Annotated in this window: 16 protein-coding genes; 6 read left to right on the top strand and 10 right to left on the bottom strand. The window is 41.8% G+C overall.

Translation table 11 applies throughout. From position 1 onward, the window contains the following. Positions 1 to 48: 48 nt before the first annotated feature. The 6 genes from BKL49_RS10470 to BKL49_RS10445 form a co-directional block, all read right to left on the bottom strand. Positions 49 to 948 carry a homocysteine S-methyltransferase family protein gene (locus BKL49_RS10470; protein ID WP_077425206.1) on the bottom strand — a complete coding sequence of 300 codons (900 nt, stop codon included), beginning with the start codon at positions 946 to 948 and terminating at the stop codon, positions 49 to 51. 137 nt (positions 949 to 1,085) lie between these two features. Then, on the bottom strand, positions 1,086 to 2,177 hold the full coding sequence (gene ychF / locus BKL49_RS10465; RefSeq protein ID WP_077425204.1) for a redox-regulated ATPase YchF: 1,092 nt from the start codon (positions 2,175 to 2,177) through the stop codon (positions 1,086 to 1,088). Positions 2,178 to 2,224: 47 nt separating this feature from the next. Next, positions 2,225 to 2,809: an aminoacyl-tRNA hydrolase gene (gene pth / locus BKL49_RS10460; protein ID WP_077425202.1), complete on the bottom strand. Its 585-nt coding sequence runs from the start codon at positions 2,807 to 2,809 to the stop codon at positions 2,225 to 2,227. Between the two features lie 67 nt (positions 2,810 to 2,876). Further along, complete coding sequence (locus BKL49_RS10455) at positions 2,877 to 3,155, bottom strand: type II toxin-antitoxin system RelE family toxin (RefSeq protein ID WP_425271885.1); 279 nt, start codon at positions 3,153 to 3,155, stop codon at positions 2,877 to 2,879. After that, complete coding sequence (gene relB, locus BKL49_RS10450) at positions 3,124 to 3,360, bottom strand: type II toxin-antitoxin system RelB family antitoxin (protein WP_077425198.1); 237 nt, start codon at positions 3,358 to 3,360, stop codon at positions 3,124 to 3,126. Before relB ends, BKL49_RS10455 begins: the two co-directional genes overlap by 32 nt. Before the next feature lie 55 nt (positions 3,361 to 3,415). Then, positions 3,416 to 3,832, bottom strand: a complete 417-nt coding sequence (locus BKL49_RS10445) for an EamA family transporter (protein ID WP_077425196.1) — start codon at positions 3,830 to 3,832, stop codon at positions 3,416 to 3,418. 79 nt (positions 3,833 to 3,911) lie between these two features. Here BKL49_RS10445 and BKL49_RS10440 point away from each other — a divergent pair, with 79 nt between their 5' ends. From BKL49_RS10440 to xseA, 5 genes are all read left to right on the top strand, one after another. After that, positions 3,912 to 4,217 (top strand): RnfH family protein, encoded by a 306-nt coding sequence (locus BKL49_RS10440; RefSeq protein WP_077425225.1) that lies wholly within the window; start codon positions 3,912 to 3,914, stop codon positions 4,215 to 4,217. After that, positions 4,214 to 5,425 carry a ribosomal protein uL16 3-hydroxylase gene (locus BKL49_RS10435; protein ID WP_077425194.1) on the top strand — a complete coding sequence of 404 codons (1,212 nt, stop codon included), beginning with the start codon at positions 4,214 to 4,216 and terminating at the stop codon, positions 5,423 to 5,425. Before BKL49_RS10440 ends, BKL49_RS10435 begins: the two co-directional genes overlap by 4 nt. A 96-nt stretch (positions 5,426 to 5,521) precedes the next feature. Then, the gene (locus BKL49_RS10430; protein WP_077425223.1) at positions 5,522 to 5,701 is read left to right on the top strand and encodes an antitoxin VbhA family protein; all 180 of its coding nucleotides are present in this window, start codon (positions 5,522 to 5,524) and stop codon (positions 5,699 to 5,701) included. Next, on the top strand, positions 5,682 to 6,266 hold the full coding sequence (locus tag BKL49_RS10425; RefSeq protein WP_077425192.1) for a Fic/DOC family protein: 585 nt from the start codon (positions 5,682 to 5,684) through the stop codon (positions 6,264 to 6,266). The genes BKL49_RS10430 and BKL49_RS10425 overlap by 20 nt, the downstream gene beginning before the upstream one ends. Before the next feature lie 70 nt (positions 6,267 to 6,336). After that, the gene (gene xseA / locus BKL49_RS10420; protein ID WP_077425189.1) at positions 6,337 to 7,656 is read left to right on the top strand and encodes an exodeoxyribonuclease VII large subunit; all 1,320 of its coding nucleotides are present in this window, start codon (positions 6,337 to 6,339) and stop codon (positions 7,654 to 7,656) included. Between the two features lie 71 nt (positions 7,657 to 7,727). Here the strand turns inward: xseA and guaA are convergent, their stop codons facing one another. The 3 genes from guaA to guaB form a co-directional block, all read right to left on the bottom strand. Continuing rightward, entirely contained in the window at positions 7,728 to 9,287 is a 1,560-nt protein-coding gene (guaA, locus tag BKL49_RS10415; protein WP_077425188.1) for a glutamine-hydrolyzing GMP synthase, read from the bottom strand. A 148-nt stretch (positions 9,288 to 9,435) separates the two neighbouring features. After that, the gene (locus BKL49_RS10410; RefSeq protein ID WP_077425186.1) at positions 9,436 to 9,762 is read right to left on the bottom strand and encodes a hypothetical protein; all 327 of its coding nucleotides are present in this window, start codon (positions 9,760 to 9,762) and stop codon (positions 9,436 to 9,438) included. A 121-nt stretch (positions 9,763 to 9,883) separates the two neighbouring features. Then, positions 9,884 to 11,347: an IMP dehydrogenase gene (gene guaB / locus BKL49_RS10405; RefSeq protein WP_077425184.1), complete on the bottom strand. Its 1,464-nt coding sequence runs from the start codon at positions 11,345 to 11,347 to the stop codon at positions 9,884 to 9,886. A gap of 130 nt (positions 11,348 to 11,477) precedes the next feature. Here guaB and birA point away from each other — a divergent pair, with 130 nt between their 5' ends. Beyond that, positions 11,478 to 12,392, top strand: coding sequence for a bifunctional biotin--[acetyl-CoA-carboxylase] ligase/biotin operon repressor BirA (gene birA / locus BKL49_RS10400; RefSeq protein ID WP_077425181.1), 915 nt, complete (start codon positions 11,478 to 11,480; stop codon positions 12,390 to 12,392). 31 nt (positions 12,393 to 12,423) lie between these two features. On the opposite strand, the gene BKL49_RS10395 is transcribed toward birA, so the two are convergent. Next, the gene (locus BKL49_RS10395) at positions 12,424 to 13,254 is read right to left on the bottom strand and encodes a DUF5718 family protein (protein ID WP_077425179.1); all 831 of its coding nucleotides are present in this window, start codon (positions 13,252 to 13,254) and stop codon (positions 12,424 to 12,426) included. Positions 13,255 to 13,465: the final 211 nt, after the last annotated feature.

Below are 13,465 nucleotides of genomic sequence, written 5' to 3'. Positions count from 1 at the left end.
AAAACCGTTGCAGTGAAAGGGAAAGTGCGGTTAATTTTTAGCGTGTTTTTAATGAAATTTTTCTGCCAAGGCTTTGATATGCTCAGGCCCAATACCACAACATCCGCCCACAATGGTTGCGCCATTTTCTATCCATTTTTCAGCCCAAACAAGATATTGTTGAGGATTGAGATCTTCACGAATTTCATCCAAACCGTCATTTGCCGTAGCATCTTTGGGTTGTGGCGGAAAAGCGTTGGCGTAAGCACCGGTGCGGATTGTGTCGGCATTATGGGCTTGCAAGGTTTTTTGCGTAACCTCAAGTGCCTGCGAAATCACTTCAGGTTGGCAGCAGTTAAATAAGATTGCTTCAACCCCTAATTCAATCATTTTTTCCACCGCACTTTGCACGCTTTCGCCGGAACGTAAACGGGGAACATCGCTTGGTTCATCATCTTGCAATGTGAAAGAAACCCAGAGTGGACGGTCGTCTTGTGGGAGCAACGGTTTTATAGCCTGCGGTTCGGTGGCAGAACTTTGGGTTTCACATAACCAAAAATCCACATAAGGCGAGAGACCGTCAATAATCGGCTGCGCCACCTCTTGCACCCGTTGAGGCTCGTATAAATCAAAGCGATAAGAACCGAATAATGGTGGAATAGAGCCGGCAATTTTTACCGCCAAAACAGCAGTATTTTCAACCGCACTTTTTGCCAAACGACCGGCAAGATCCGCCAGCATTTTGCCATCGGCGTGAAAACGTTGTTCGCCAATATGAAACGGCACAACGGCATAGCTGTTGGTGGTAATCACCTGCGCGCCGTTTTTAATAAAATCTTCGTGTACCTGCTGAACGGCATTGGGTTGTTGATACAACGCAAGGGCTGACCACTCCGGTTGTTGAAAAGGTGCTTTACGGCGAGCCAGCTCACGTCCCATACCGCCGTCTAAAATGGTGATGTTTGACATATTTTCCCCACGTATATTTCTTACGTTAATTTTATCTATCTTTTTCCATTAATATTGTGTTTCGCCCATCCATTCGCTGAAACAGAATACAAAAAATCGCACCTATAATAAAAAGTGCGGTCAATTTTCTAAGTATTTTAAACATTAAAACGGAAATGCATTACATCGCCGTCTTGTACAATGTAGTCTTTTCCTTCCAAACGCCATTTGCCGGCTTCTTTTGCGCCGTTTTCACCTTTGAATTGGATGAAATCTTCATAGGCGATGACTTCGGCACGGATGAAACCTTTTTCAAAATCGGTGTGAATGACGGCAGCGGCTTTGGGAGCAGTTGCCCCAACGGAGACTGTCCAAGCACGCACTTCTTTTACGCCGGCGGTGAAGTAGGTTTGAAGATTTAATAAGGCGTAGCCTGCCCGAATAACGCGGTTTAACCCCGGTTCATCAATGCCTAAATCTTGTAAAAATTCGGTTTTTTCTTCATCATCCAATTCCGCGATTTCCGCTTCAATGGCGGCACAAACCGGCACAACAACAGAGCCTTCTTTTTCTGCAAATTCACGCACTTTATCTAAGTAAGGATTGTTTTCAAAACCGTCTTCGTTCACATTGGCGATATACATTGTTGGTTTGAGGGTTAAGAAGTTGTAGCTTTTAATCGCAAGCAATTCTTCTTTATCAAGAGGGACGGAGCGAATCATTCCCGCTTCGGAAAGTACAGGGAGGATTTTTTCCATCACGGAAAGCTCAAATTTGGCTTCTTTATCGCCGCCTTTGGCACGTTTTTGTAAGCGTTGGATTGCCCGTTCGCAACTGTCTAAATCGGCAAGTGCCAGTTCCGTATTAATGGTTTCAATATCGCTTAACGGATCGATTTTTCCGGCAACGTGTACAATATCATCATTTTCAAAACAACGTACCACGTGACCAATCGCATCGGTTTCACGAATGTTGGCTAAGAATTTATTGCCCAATCCTTCGCCTTTGCTTGCGCCGGCAACCAAACCTGCAATATCAACGAATTCCATTGTGGTGGGTAATACCCGTTCCGGTTTCACAATTTCCGCTAAGGCGTCTAAACGCGGATCCGGCATTGGCACAACGCCGGTATTTGGTTCAATGGTACAGAACGGATAATTTGCCGCTTCAATACCGGCTTTGGTGAGCGCGTTAAAAAGGGTGGATTTGCCCACATTTGGCAAGCCCACGATACCACATTTGAATCCCATAATTTTTCCTTATTGTTAATAAAACGGTCGTAATAATGACCGCACTTTTAAATTTTAAAACCATTTAGGCGGTTGGTCGCTTTGACTATACCGTCTTTAAAAATTAATTCCACGCAATCGGTAGCTTCATCTAAAACTTTTTCCAAGACTTCACGATCGCTTGGTGAGGGTTTGTTCAATACGTAACCGGCGACCAAATCCCGATGGCCGGGGTGTCCAATGCCTAAACGTAATCGATGAAAATTGTTATTATTGCCGAGTTGCGCCACGATGTCTTTCAAACCGTTATGTCCACCGTGTCCACTGCCCTGTTTCAATTTTGCCGAGCCGGGGGGCAAATCCAACTCATCGTGAATCACTAGAATTTCTTCCGGCTTGATGCGATAAAATCCTGCCAATGTCGCCACCGCTTTACCGCTCAGATTCATAAATGTTGTGGGGACAAGCAGGCGTACTTCCTTACCATTGATAAAAGTACGGGCAGTTTTGCCGAAGAATTTATTTTCAGGGGTTAACGATACATTAAAACGGCGGGCCAAACGTTCGACCAACCATTCTCCGGCGTTATGGCGGGTTTCCGCATATTTGTCGCCGGGATTGCCCAGTCCAACGATGAGTTTGATTTCTGACATAATAACTGATGAGGGTTAAAAATAGGGGCGTATTGTAGCGAAAATAGTCTTAATTTACAAAAGCCTATCAATGATAAATTTCACGCCGGTGTCCAAGTTCTAATGCTGTGATAAGTAATTTTCCGTTATCAATATGACAAATTACCCGATAATCGCCAATTCGATAACGCCACAAACCTGACTGATTACCAACCAAACCTTTTCCTCGATCTCTTGGATCGGTTAAGGTCGCCACCTCTTTTAAATAGGCTAAAATTCGTTGTGCTTGTTGAGGATTTTTCTTGGCGAGTTTACTCAATTGTTTTTTTGCTGTTTCAGCGAGAAGAATTGTCCAAACCCAGTTCACGTTCCACATCCTCAAGCGAATAGATTTTTTCTTTACCCAGTCGAACACGTTCAAGCGTGGCATTTGCTAATAAAAGATCTTCTAAATCTTCCATATAGGTTTCTAACGCTATTTTTACATAATAGGATTTTGGACGACCGGTTTGTAAGGAAAGGTGGTCAAGGCGATGTTGTAAATCATCCGGTAATCGAACGGTTATAGTCATTTTTTCTCCTTAATTTTTCAGAAATTATAAAGAGGCGGTAAATGTAATACAAGTTTTACAATGCTAAGATGAAAACACCAGCCAGAATCAAAATACTCCCTATCACTAGTTTTAAACTCAAGGGTTCGCCTAAAACCACAACGCCCAGAATAATAGCGATGACCACACTCAATTTATCAATGGGGGCAACCCAAGAGGCTGGGGCGAGTTGAAGGGCGCGATAGTAACAAAGCCAAGACAATCCCGTGGCAATGCCGGATAACATCAAAAAAATGAAAGGTTTGGCGGCGATATGTTGGGGAAGTTGCCATTCGTTGCGGGCGGAAAGAATGCCGGCGGTCACCAACAAAACAACGATGGTGCGAATAAATGTGGCGAGATTGCTGTTTATTCCTTCCACGCCGAGCTTGCCTAAAATTGCTGTTAAGCCGGCAAAAAATGCCGACCCAATGGCGAAAAATACCCAATTCATTGTGTTTCCTTATTTATCGTTAAAACTCACCGCACTTTTCGCTTATAATAGCCGAAATTTTTTGTATGAAGAAATGGTGATGAATCAAATTAATATTCAAATTGCTTATGCTTTGCCGGAACGCCATTATTTGAAATCTTTCAAGGTGGATGAAGGCACAATGGTGCATACGGCAATTTTGCAATCAGGTATTTTGCAACAATTTATGGAAATTGATTTGCGAGAAAATAAAGTTGGGATTTTCAGTCGCCCGACAAAATTGACTGACGTGCTAAAAGAGGGCGATCGTATTGAAATTTATCGCCCCTTACTTGCCGATCCGAAAGAAATTCGCCGTAAACGTGCCGCCGAACAAGCCGCTAAAGAAAAAGGAGCTAAAAAATGACCGCACTTTCCCATTCCTCATTTTGCCTACCGGAACAAATTACCCCTGAAATTTTTCTGCGTGATTATTGGCAGAAAAAGCCATTGATCATCCGCAACGGTTTGCCGGAAATTGTCGGGCAATTTGAACCGCAGGATATTATTGAACTTGCCAAAAACGAAGATGTTACCGCACGTTTAGTGAAAACCTATGCCGAAGATGATTGGAAAGTCTTTTTTAGCCCTTTGAGTGAAAAAGATTTTCAAAAATTACCGGAAAAATGGTCGGTGCTTGTGCAAAATATGGAGCAATGGTCGCCGGAATTGGGGCTACTTTGGAACAAATTTGGCTTTATTCCGCAATGGCAGCGTGATGATATTATGGTGTCTTATGCGCCAAAAGGCGGTTCGGTGGGGAAACACTATGATGAATACGATGTGTTTTTGGTGCAGGGATATGGACAACGCCGTTGGCAGCTCGGCAAATGGTGCGATCCAAGTACGGAATTCAAACCGGATCAACCGATTCGTATCTTTGATGATATGGGCGAATTGGTGATTGATGAAGTGATGAATCCGGGGGATATTCTTTACATTCCTGCCCGAATGGCACATTACGGCGTAGCTGAAAATGATTGTTTAACCTTCTCTTTTGGGTTGCGTTATCCGAATTTAAACCAGTTAATTGATGGCATCAGTAAAGGTTTTTGCCATCAAGATCCTGATTTGAATTTAAGCGAATTTGATCTCCCATTACGATTAACGCAATCAGCACAACGAAGCGGTAAACTTGCCGATGAAAATATCCACGCGATGAAACAGCAGTTGTTGGATAGACTCGCACATTCCGAGGCATTTGATACGCTCTTTAAACAGGCGGTGGCAAGTGCGGTGAGTTCGCGTCGTTATGAATTGTTGGTTTCTGATGAAATGAGTGATCCTGAAGAAGTGCAGTCTCTTTTAGAAGAAGGGGCATTACTTTACCAAGATAACAACTGCAAATTGCTCTACACAGAAAACCCATTACGTATTTATGCCAACGGTGAATGGCTGGATGAATTGAATCTTATTGAAGCGGAAGTATTAAAACGTTTAGCAGATGGCGAGGCGTTAAGTTGGGCATTTTTAACGGATTTGGTAAATACCGCCGAAGAACCGGAAACGGTGATGGAACTGTTGTTGGATTCCATCTGTAACTGGTTGGATGATGGTTGGGTTTTGGTGGAATAAAACTCGCTTTTTCTGAAAATCTATAAGCCGGTTATATTGGTAATCAAAAAGATTGGTTTTAAACAAGATAAAATTATATTGATGGTTAGGGGTGTTATGATTTCTCAAGAAGAACGTGATCAACGTCAAAAAGCGGCACAGTTTGCATTCGACAATAATCGTCTTGAAGGGTTAATAATGGATGATGATGTTTTAGCACTTTCTCAAGAATGGATAAATGGAATGCTTAGCTTTCAAGAATTTCGGGAGAAAGTCTATGAAATATATGGGATCTGATCCCTTCATTGATGAAAATGGTGTACTGGTTAATAAAAAAGGGATTAAAGAACAGAAGGAACTGGATAGAGTTGAACGTACGGTTTCTTATATGAGAGCAATTGAATTAGAGAATAATCCGATTAAAGGTAAATTTAATTTAGCTCATCTTAAAGCAATACATAAACATTTATTCGGTGATATTTATGCTTGGGCGGGAAAGATAAGAGATGGTTATTTGCAAAAAGGTGGGCAAGATTTTGTAATGGGATATCGAATTATTCCGGAAGCCGACAAGCTATTTACGCAATTAAAAAAAGAGCAATTTTTGAAAAATACCGAACCGGAAAAAATTGCCGAAAGATTGGCTTATTATATGGGGGAAATTAATGCCATTCATCCATTTAGAGAAGGAAATGGCAGAACGCAAAGAGTATTTATTGCTCAACTTGCTAAAGAAGTAGGATATGAATTAAATTTCCAAAATGTGACTCAAGAACAAATGATAGAAGCTTCAATTCAAGCTCACAGATTAAATTATAAGCCCTTAGAACAAATTATTCGTGATGGATTAAATAAAAAATAAATCATCATTAATTTGTATGAAAGAAAATATCATCTTGTTATCCTTTAATTATCTCTAAATACAACAAATGATGTCAGAAAATATTTATTCCGTTTCTCAACTCAATAGTGCTGCCCGCCAAATGTTGGAAAACCATTTTTCACAAGTTTGGTTGACGGGGGAGATTTCTAATTTTACCCAACCGGTTTCGGGGCATTGGTATTTAACCCTGAAAGACGAAAATGCACAGGTGCGTTGTGCGATGTTTCGGATGAAAAACCTACGTGTGGCATTTCGTCCTCAAAATGGAATGCAAGTGTTGGTGCGTGCTAATGTCAGCCTTTATGAACCGCGCGGCGATTATCAGCTCATTATTGAATCAATGCACCCTGCCGGTGAAGGATTGTTGCAACAGCAATTTGACGCATTGAAAATGAAACTTGCGGCGGAAGGATTGTTTTCTCAAAATTTGAAGAAAAATCTACCGCACTTTAGTAAAGCGGTGGGAATTGTTACCTCTTCAACGGGGGCGGCATTGCAGGATATTTTACATATTTTGGCGCGCCGTGATCCGAGCCTCAAAGTGGTGATTTACCCTACCGCCGTGCAAGGCAAAGAGGCAGCGGCGGAAATTGTCCGAATGATTGAATTGGCAAATAGGCGGCAAGAAGTGGATGTGCTGATTGTGGGACGTGGCGGTGGCTCATTGGAAGATCTTTGGTGTTTTAATGAAGAAGCCGTGGCGCGTGCAATTTTTCATTCGACCTTGCCGATTATTAGTGCCGTTGGACACGAAACAGATGTTACCATTGCTGACTTTGTCGCCGATCTTCGCGCGCCGACTCCCTCAGCCGCCGCAGAATTGGTGAGCCGAAATCAAGATGAATTGTTGCAACAGCTTCGTTATCAACAGCAACGTTTAGAGATGGCATTTGATCGCTTGTTTACTCAAAAAAGCCAACGCTTAAAACAGCTTCGTTTACGTTTACAAAATCAACATCCACAAAATCAATTACATATTCAACAAACGAAAAATGCACAGCTTATTCAACGTTTACAGCTTGCAATGCAACACCAATTTGAAAAAACACAGCAAAAATTGACCGCACTTTCCCTTCGGTTACAACAAAATCCATTGCCGTATCGAATACAACGTCATCACCAACAGTTGGAACAGCTTCAAGTGCGGTTAAATTTTATGACGAATCGTCAAATTACCGATCGCCAAAATAAGTTGGCAACCTTATGTGGAAAATTAGATGGATTAAGCCCTTTAAAAGTGCTGGCTCGGGGTTATTCCATTGCAGAAAATGCGCAAGGTAAAGCGATCACAAGCGTGAGTGAAGTAAAACAAGGCGAGCTGATAACGACAAAAGTGGTGGATGGCGAGATTGTAAGTCGGGTGGTGTAAAAATAGATTTATCTCGATTTAGATAAGAAAAAGTGCGGCGGATAATAAAATCGCCGCACTTTTTGTTTAGGTTATTCCCATTCGATTGTGGCAGGTGGTTTGCCACTGACATCATAGACCACGCGGGAGATGCCGTTTACTTCATTAATAATACGGTTGGAGATTTTGCCTAACAAGTCGTATGGCAAGTGCGCCCAATGTGCGGTCATAAAGTCGATAGTTTCCACCGCACGAAGCGAGACGACCCAATCATATTTACGTCCGTCACCCATTACGCCCACAGATTTTACCGGTAAGAACACGGTGAAGGCTTGGCTTACTTTGTAGTACCAATCTGCGTTGTATAATTCTTCAATAAAGATTGCATCAGCTTTGCGTAACAAATCGCAATATTCTTTTTTCACCTCACCCAATACACGAACGCCTAGCCCTGGGCCAGGGAATGGGTGGCGGTTAAGCATTTCAGCCGGTAAACCGAGAGCTAAACCGATTTTACGCACTTCATCTTTGAATAATTCACGTAATGGTTCGACTAAACCGAGTTTCATATAATCCGGTAAACCGCCTACATTATGGTGAGATTTAATGACGTGTGCTTTGCCGGTTTTGCTGGCGGCGGATTCGATGACATCAGGATAAATTGTGCCTTGTGCGAGCCATTTCACGTTTGGTAATTTTTTCGATTCGTCATCAAACACATCCACGAATACTTTACCGATGATTTTCCGTTTCGCTTCCGGTTCGTCCACTCCGGCGAGTTCGCTTAAAAAACGATCTTCGGCATTCACGCGGGTGATGTTCAAACCAAATTTGTTGCCGAACATTTCCATCACTTGATCGCCTTCGTTTAAGCGTAACAAACCGTTATCCACGAACACGCAATGCAAGTTTTTACCAATCGCACGGTGTAATAACAAAGCGACCACCGATGAATCTACACCGCCCGATAAACCTAAAATCACTTCATCATTGCCCACTTGTGCTTTTATGCGGGCTACAGCATCTTCAATAATATTTTCAGCCGTCCATTTGGTTTCACAACCGCAAATGTTCACCACAAAATTCGTTAATAATTCTAAACCACTTTTGGTGTGAGTAACTTCAGGGTGGAATTGCACACCATAGAAATGGCGGCTTTCGTCAGACATCGCGGCGATTGGGCAGGTTGGCGTTGTACCTGTAATAGAAAAGTTATTTGGTAAACGGGTCACTTTATCACCGTGGCTCATCCAAACATCTAATTTATTATCGCCATCATTGAGATTGGCAAAAAGTGCGGTTGAATTTTCTAAAGAAACGGAGGCATAGCCAAATTCACGGTGATCAGAGGTTTCCGTTAAACCGCCTAATTGCATTGCCATTGTTTGCATTCCATAGCAAATTCCCAACACCGGTACACCGGCATTGAAAACATATTCAGACGCACGTGGGCTGTTTTCTTCCGTGGTACTTTCAGGGCCGCCGGAAAGAATAATTCCTGTTGGATTAAATTCACGGATTTGTTCTTCGGTTACGTCCCACGCCCAAAGTTCGCAGTAAACCCCAATTTCACGCACACGGCGGGCAATTAGTTGGGTATATTGTGAACCAAAGTCGAGGATCAGGATTTTGTGATGGTGGATGTTTGTCATTTTTTACCTTATAAGTAATGATTAATTTTTTAGAATGTAATTTTGGCTAACTACGAATATTTTTTATTTATTCTGTAACGACTAGCTTATTGTACATTTGTCACGTATGAGAATAGTAGTTTGTACTATTAGTGCTATTGGATTTGGGTTATCTTTTTGTCATATTAATATAAGTTCCGCCTTGCCCATCTCCGATATATTTAATATCGAATATATCTGTAGTGTTACAACCTGACACAGTCCAAGTTTCATCTGCTGAATCAACAGTTTGAGTGTTTTGATTGATTTTTACATTATTGATTTTTGTGTGGATTCTATCAGGAGAACAGGTGTGAATTGCTCTAAATATGAGCTTAATATTTTTTTCAGTATCAGATTTTAGTAACCAATCAGCGGTAGTTTCACCAGTATAAGTCGGACCCAAAATTGAGCAACCGGTTAATAGAAATAGAATAAATGATGAAAATTTTTTCATTTTGATTCTCTTTATTCAATGAATTCAAAGTACAGCTCAATTTATCAAAATTTTGCAAAAATCGACCGCACTTTAAACTACAAAAGGTGCGTTAGCAAACGCACCCTATACTAACTTTAGATTACCCCATCCGATAATTCGGGGCTTCTTTGGTAATGGTGACATCGTGAACGTGGCTTTCTTTAATACCTGCACCACTGATTCGTACAAATTCCGCTTTGGTGCGGAGGGCTTCGATGGTTGGGCAACCGGTTAAGCCCATACAAGAACGTAATCCGCCCATTTGTTGGTGGATAATTTCTTTTAAGTAGCCTTTGTATGGAATACGTCCTTCGATCCCTTCCGGTACGAGTTTGTCGGCGGCGTTGTCAGATTGGAAATAGCGGTCGCTTGAGCCTTTTGCCATTGCACCAAGAGAACCCATTCCACGGTAAGACTTGAATGCACGGCCTTGATACAGTTCGATTTCACCCGGGGCTTCTTCTGTACCGGCGAACATTGAGCCGACCATTACGCAACTTGCGCCGGCTGCAATCGCTTTTGCAATATCACCGGAGAAACGAATACCGCCGTCTGCAATAACCGGAATACCACGATCTTTTAAGGCAGCTGCCGCATCAGCAATGGCTGTGATTTGTGGCACGCCCACACCGGTAACGATACGGGTGGTACAGATTGAGCCGGGGCCAATCCCAACTTTCACCGCACTTGCGCCTGCATCAGCCAAGGCAATCGCGCCTTCAGCGGTTGCCACATTACCGGCAACAATAGGTAAATCTGGATATTTTGCGCGGGTTTCGCGAACGCGTTGTAACACGCCTTCAGAGTGACCGTGGGAGGAGTCAATTAAAAGCACATCCACACCGGCTTTGACTAAGGCATCAATACGTTCTTCATTGCCTGGGCCTGCACCGACCGCCGCGCCCACACGCAGACGACCAAATTCATCTTTACAGGCGTTTGGTTTTTGTTCTGCTTTTTGGAAATCTTTAACGGTGATCATTCCTTTTAATTTGAAACTATCATCCACAACCAATACTTTTTCTACGCGGTGTTCGTGCATTAACGCTAAAATCGCTTCACGCTCAGTGCCTTCTTTCACTGTTACTAAACGATCTTTTTTCGTCATCACTTCGGAAACGGTTTTATTTAAATCTTTTACAAAGCGGGTATCACGACCGGTAATAATGCCGATTAGGTTGTTTTCATTATCTACAACAGGATAGCCTGCAAAGCCGTTTTTCTTTACTAATTCAGCCAGTTCGGCAAGAGTTAAATTCGGTGAAACGGTCACCGGTTCGGAGACGATTCCGCTTTCAAATTTTTTCACTTTACGAACACGATCCGCTTGGCGTTCAATGGTCATATTTTTATGAATAAAACCAATACCGCCTTCTTGAGCAAGGGAAATAGCCAGTTTGGTTTCGGTTACGGTATCCATTGCAGCGGAAAGCATAGGGATATTTAAACGGATTTCTTTGGTCAGTTGGGTTGAAAGGTCGGCGGTATTTGGCAGCACGGTAGAATGTGCCGGGACGAGTAAAACATCGTCAAAAGTAAGGGCTTCTTGTTTAATTCTAAGCATTGCAATATTCTCGCTGTTTTAAATTGTGGTAAAAAATATTGCGGCGGGATTATACAGATCTAAGCACATTTTGAAAACGAAAATTTTTGATTTTATGTTATATTGGCAAACGTTTTCGTCAGGAGGAAAGATGAACTTATCGCTATTAAATTATTTGGCGGATTGTAAGCCCAAAGTGCGGTCGGAATTGACATCGTTTTCACAGGATCTTGAACGTGATTTTGAAGTATTTCGTACCCAAGGATTACAAATAGAGAAAAGTTCGCAAGGTTATCGTCTTGTGCCACAATTGCCACTTTTAAATTCAACACTGCTTTCAACCGCACTTTCGCCTTACCAAGTGCATTATCAACCCGTTATTTCTTCAACCAATGAATGGATTTTGCAAAATATTCCACAGTTAAAAAAAGGTGATCTTTGCCTTGCAGAATATCAAACCGGTGGGCGGGGGCGGCGTGGTCGTCAATGGGTTTCGCCCTTTGCCGGGCAAATGATGTTTAGTGTTTATTGGACGTTTGCTCCCCAAAAGTCCATTGAAGGGCTTAGTCTTGTCGTGGGCTTGGCAATTGCAGAAACCCTTGGCGCACAGGTGAAATGGCCTAATGATGTTTTGTTGGATGGAAAAAAACTGAGCGGAATTTTGGTGGAAATTTCTAATTATAAAAATGGATTGCTCAATTTGGTGATTGGTGTGGGAATCAACGTGTCTTTACCAACACAGGCAGAAATCAGCCAGCCCTATGCGCAGTTATGCCGCATTGATCCGAATGTTGATCGCCAAATTTTGCTTCCAAAGATTATTCAAAATCTTTATATGCGTCTGGAACGCTTTGAAAAAGTAGGCATTGATGAAGAATTTCAACAGGCATGGTTGATTCATAACGCTTTTTCTCGTACAGAAGTAAAAGTCATCACCGAACAAGGAGAAATTTTTGGTATCGAGCAAGGGATTGATAATCACGGCTATTTGCAGGTTTTTTGTGAAAAGGAATTAAAAACTTTCAGTGGCGGCGAGGTTTCGTTGCGAAAAAAAGAGTGCGGTTAAAAAACATCGCCTTTTTCAACCGCACTTTGTTTTAAATAACCTGCTGAATTAATGCGGAAATATCATTAGGAAATTGTTCGGTTCGAGCCATTTCTTCAATTTGTTCCACACGATATTTTTTACCATTATAAACGACAACAATTGCGGTATCGCCTCTTTGCAAAAAGGTTGTTTCACCAAATGGAGTATAGCGTGTCGCACCAATACTAATGATGGCTTGGGTTGGGTAGTTTGCTGCTTCTATTAGAGAGGCAATGTGATTCATTGGGTCTTCATCAGGTTGGTTGTTCATACGATCAACAATCCAATCTAATAATTTTTGATGAAAATAGCTGTATTCTCTCGCCGGGCTGTCGATGCCGTAAGTGTTCATTTTTCCATTGCGTTTATGGAAGCTGGCGATATGGTAATTGTCGATATCACTTCCTTTATTAAAAGAAGAAATGGGCAATAAATTAGCCGACACGCCTTTGGATGCAACGCCCCAATTTTTCTTTTCACAAATTTTACGGGCATTTGGACGACGGATTGAACAATCATTGTAAGCCGTAAAATAGCGGGGAACGAGTGCGGTTACTTTTTCTTCTTTATATTGAATTTCGCAAATTAGTGCAATTTCAGGTTCTATTTGCAAATTATCTGCATCATAAGGAAAGCGGATTTCATTATTAGAAAGGGGATAAGTGGATAAAAATTGATATTCATTAAGTTGCTTACTCGGCACATAAAAAGGAAAAATTGCTTTGGGCTGAATTTCCTCAATAGTTTTAACCTGTATAAAATCTGCCGCTTCACCTGCTTGTTCCAAATGCCCGGCGAAATTGCCGGCGACGCCAAAGCCGATCATTTTTTCAAAATTCATATTGTTTTCCTTAATTTTTGTAATGTGGCTACACAATCTATCTTGAATTTTGTTTAAAAACAAATCGAATTGTATGTGTTTTAATCGAATAATAAAAAAATTAAATTTTTTTACAAAAAAACCTTGCAAGGCTTTAATTTTTGCCTATAATACGCCGCACACAACGACGCACTGTTGTGGAAACTTAGAAACTAACAGTGCGTCGTTGTTT

Source organism: Rodentibacter myodis, from assembly GCF_001999305.1.
Lineage (GTDB): Bacteria > Pseudomonadota > Gammaproteobacteria > Enterobacterales > Pasteurellaceae > Rodentibacter > Rodentibacter myodis.
The sequence above is the reverse complement of the archived record's forward strand: the minus strand, read 5'-3'. Positions and strand labels throughout refer to the sequence as shown.

Bases quoted from the DNA above. Each gene is read 5' to 3' on its own strand.
- BKL49_RS10470 (WP_077425206.1), bottom strand. From the start codon at position 948: ATGTCAAACATCACCATTTTAGACGGCGGTATGGGACGTGAGCTGGCT.
- ychF (WP_077425204.1), bottom strand. From the start codon at position 2,177: ATGGGATTCAAATGTGGTATCGTGGGCTTGCCAAATGTGGGCAAATCC.
- pth (WP_077425202.1), bottom strand. From the start codon at position 2,809: ATGTCAGAAATCAAACTCATCGTTGGACTGGGCAATCCCGGCGACAAA.
- relB (WP_077425198.1), bottom strand. From the start codon at position 3,360: ATGACTATAACCGTTCGATTACCGGATGATTTACAACATCGCCTTGAC.
- BKL49_RS10445 (WP_077425196.1), bottom strand. From the start codon at position 3,832: ATGAATTGGGTATTTTTCGCCATTGGGTCGGCATTTTTTGCCGGCTTA.
- BKL49_RS10440 (WP_077425225.1), top strand. From the start codon at position 3,912: ATGAATCAAATTAATATTCAAATTGCTTATGCTTTGCCGGAACGCCAT.
- BKL49_RS10435 (WP_077425194.1), top strand. From the start codon at position 4,214: ATGACCGCACTTTCCCATTCCTCATTTTGCCTACCGGAACAAATTACC.
- BKL49_RS10430 (WP_077425223.1), top strand. From the start codon at position 5,522: ATGATTTCTCAAGAAGAACGTGATCAACGTCAAAAAGCGGCACAGTTT.
- BKL49_RS10425 (WP_077425192.1), top strand. From the start codon at position 5,682: ATGAAATATATGGGATCTGATCCCTTCATTGATGAAAATGGTGTACTG.
- xseA (WP_077425189.1), top strand. From the start codon at position 6,337: ATGTCAGAAAATATTTATTCCGTTTCTCAACTCAATAGTGCTGCCCGC.
- guaA (WP_077425188.1), bottom strand. From the start codon at position 9,287: ATGACAAACATCCACCATCACAAAATCCTGATCCTCGACTTTGGTTCA.
- BKL49_RS10410 (WP_077425186.1), bottom strand. From the start codon at position 9,762: ATGAAAAAATTTTCATCATTTATTCTATTTCTATTAACCGGTTGCTCA.
- guaB (WP_077425184.1), bottom strand. From the start codon at position 11,347: ATGCTTAGAATTAAACAAGAAGCCCTTACTTTTGACGATGTTTTACTC.
- birA (WP_077425181.1), top strand. From the start codon at position 11,478: ATGAACTTATCGCTATTAAATTATTTGGCGGATTGTAAGCCCAAAGTG.
- BKL49_RS10395 (WP_077425179.1), bottom strand. From the start codon at position 13,254: ATGAATTTTGAAAAAATGATCGGCTTTGGCGTCGCCGGCAATTTCGCC.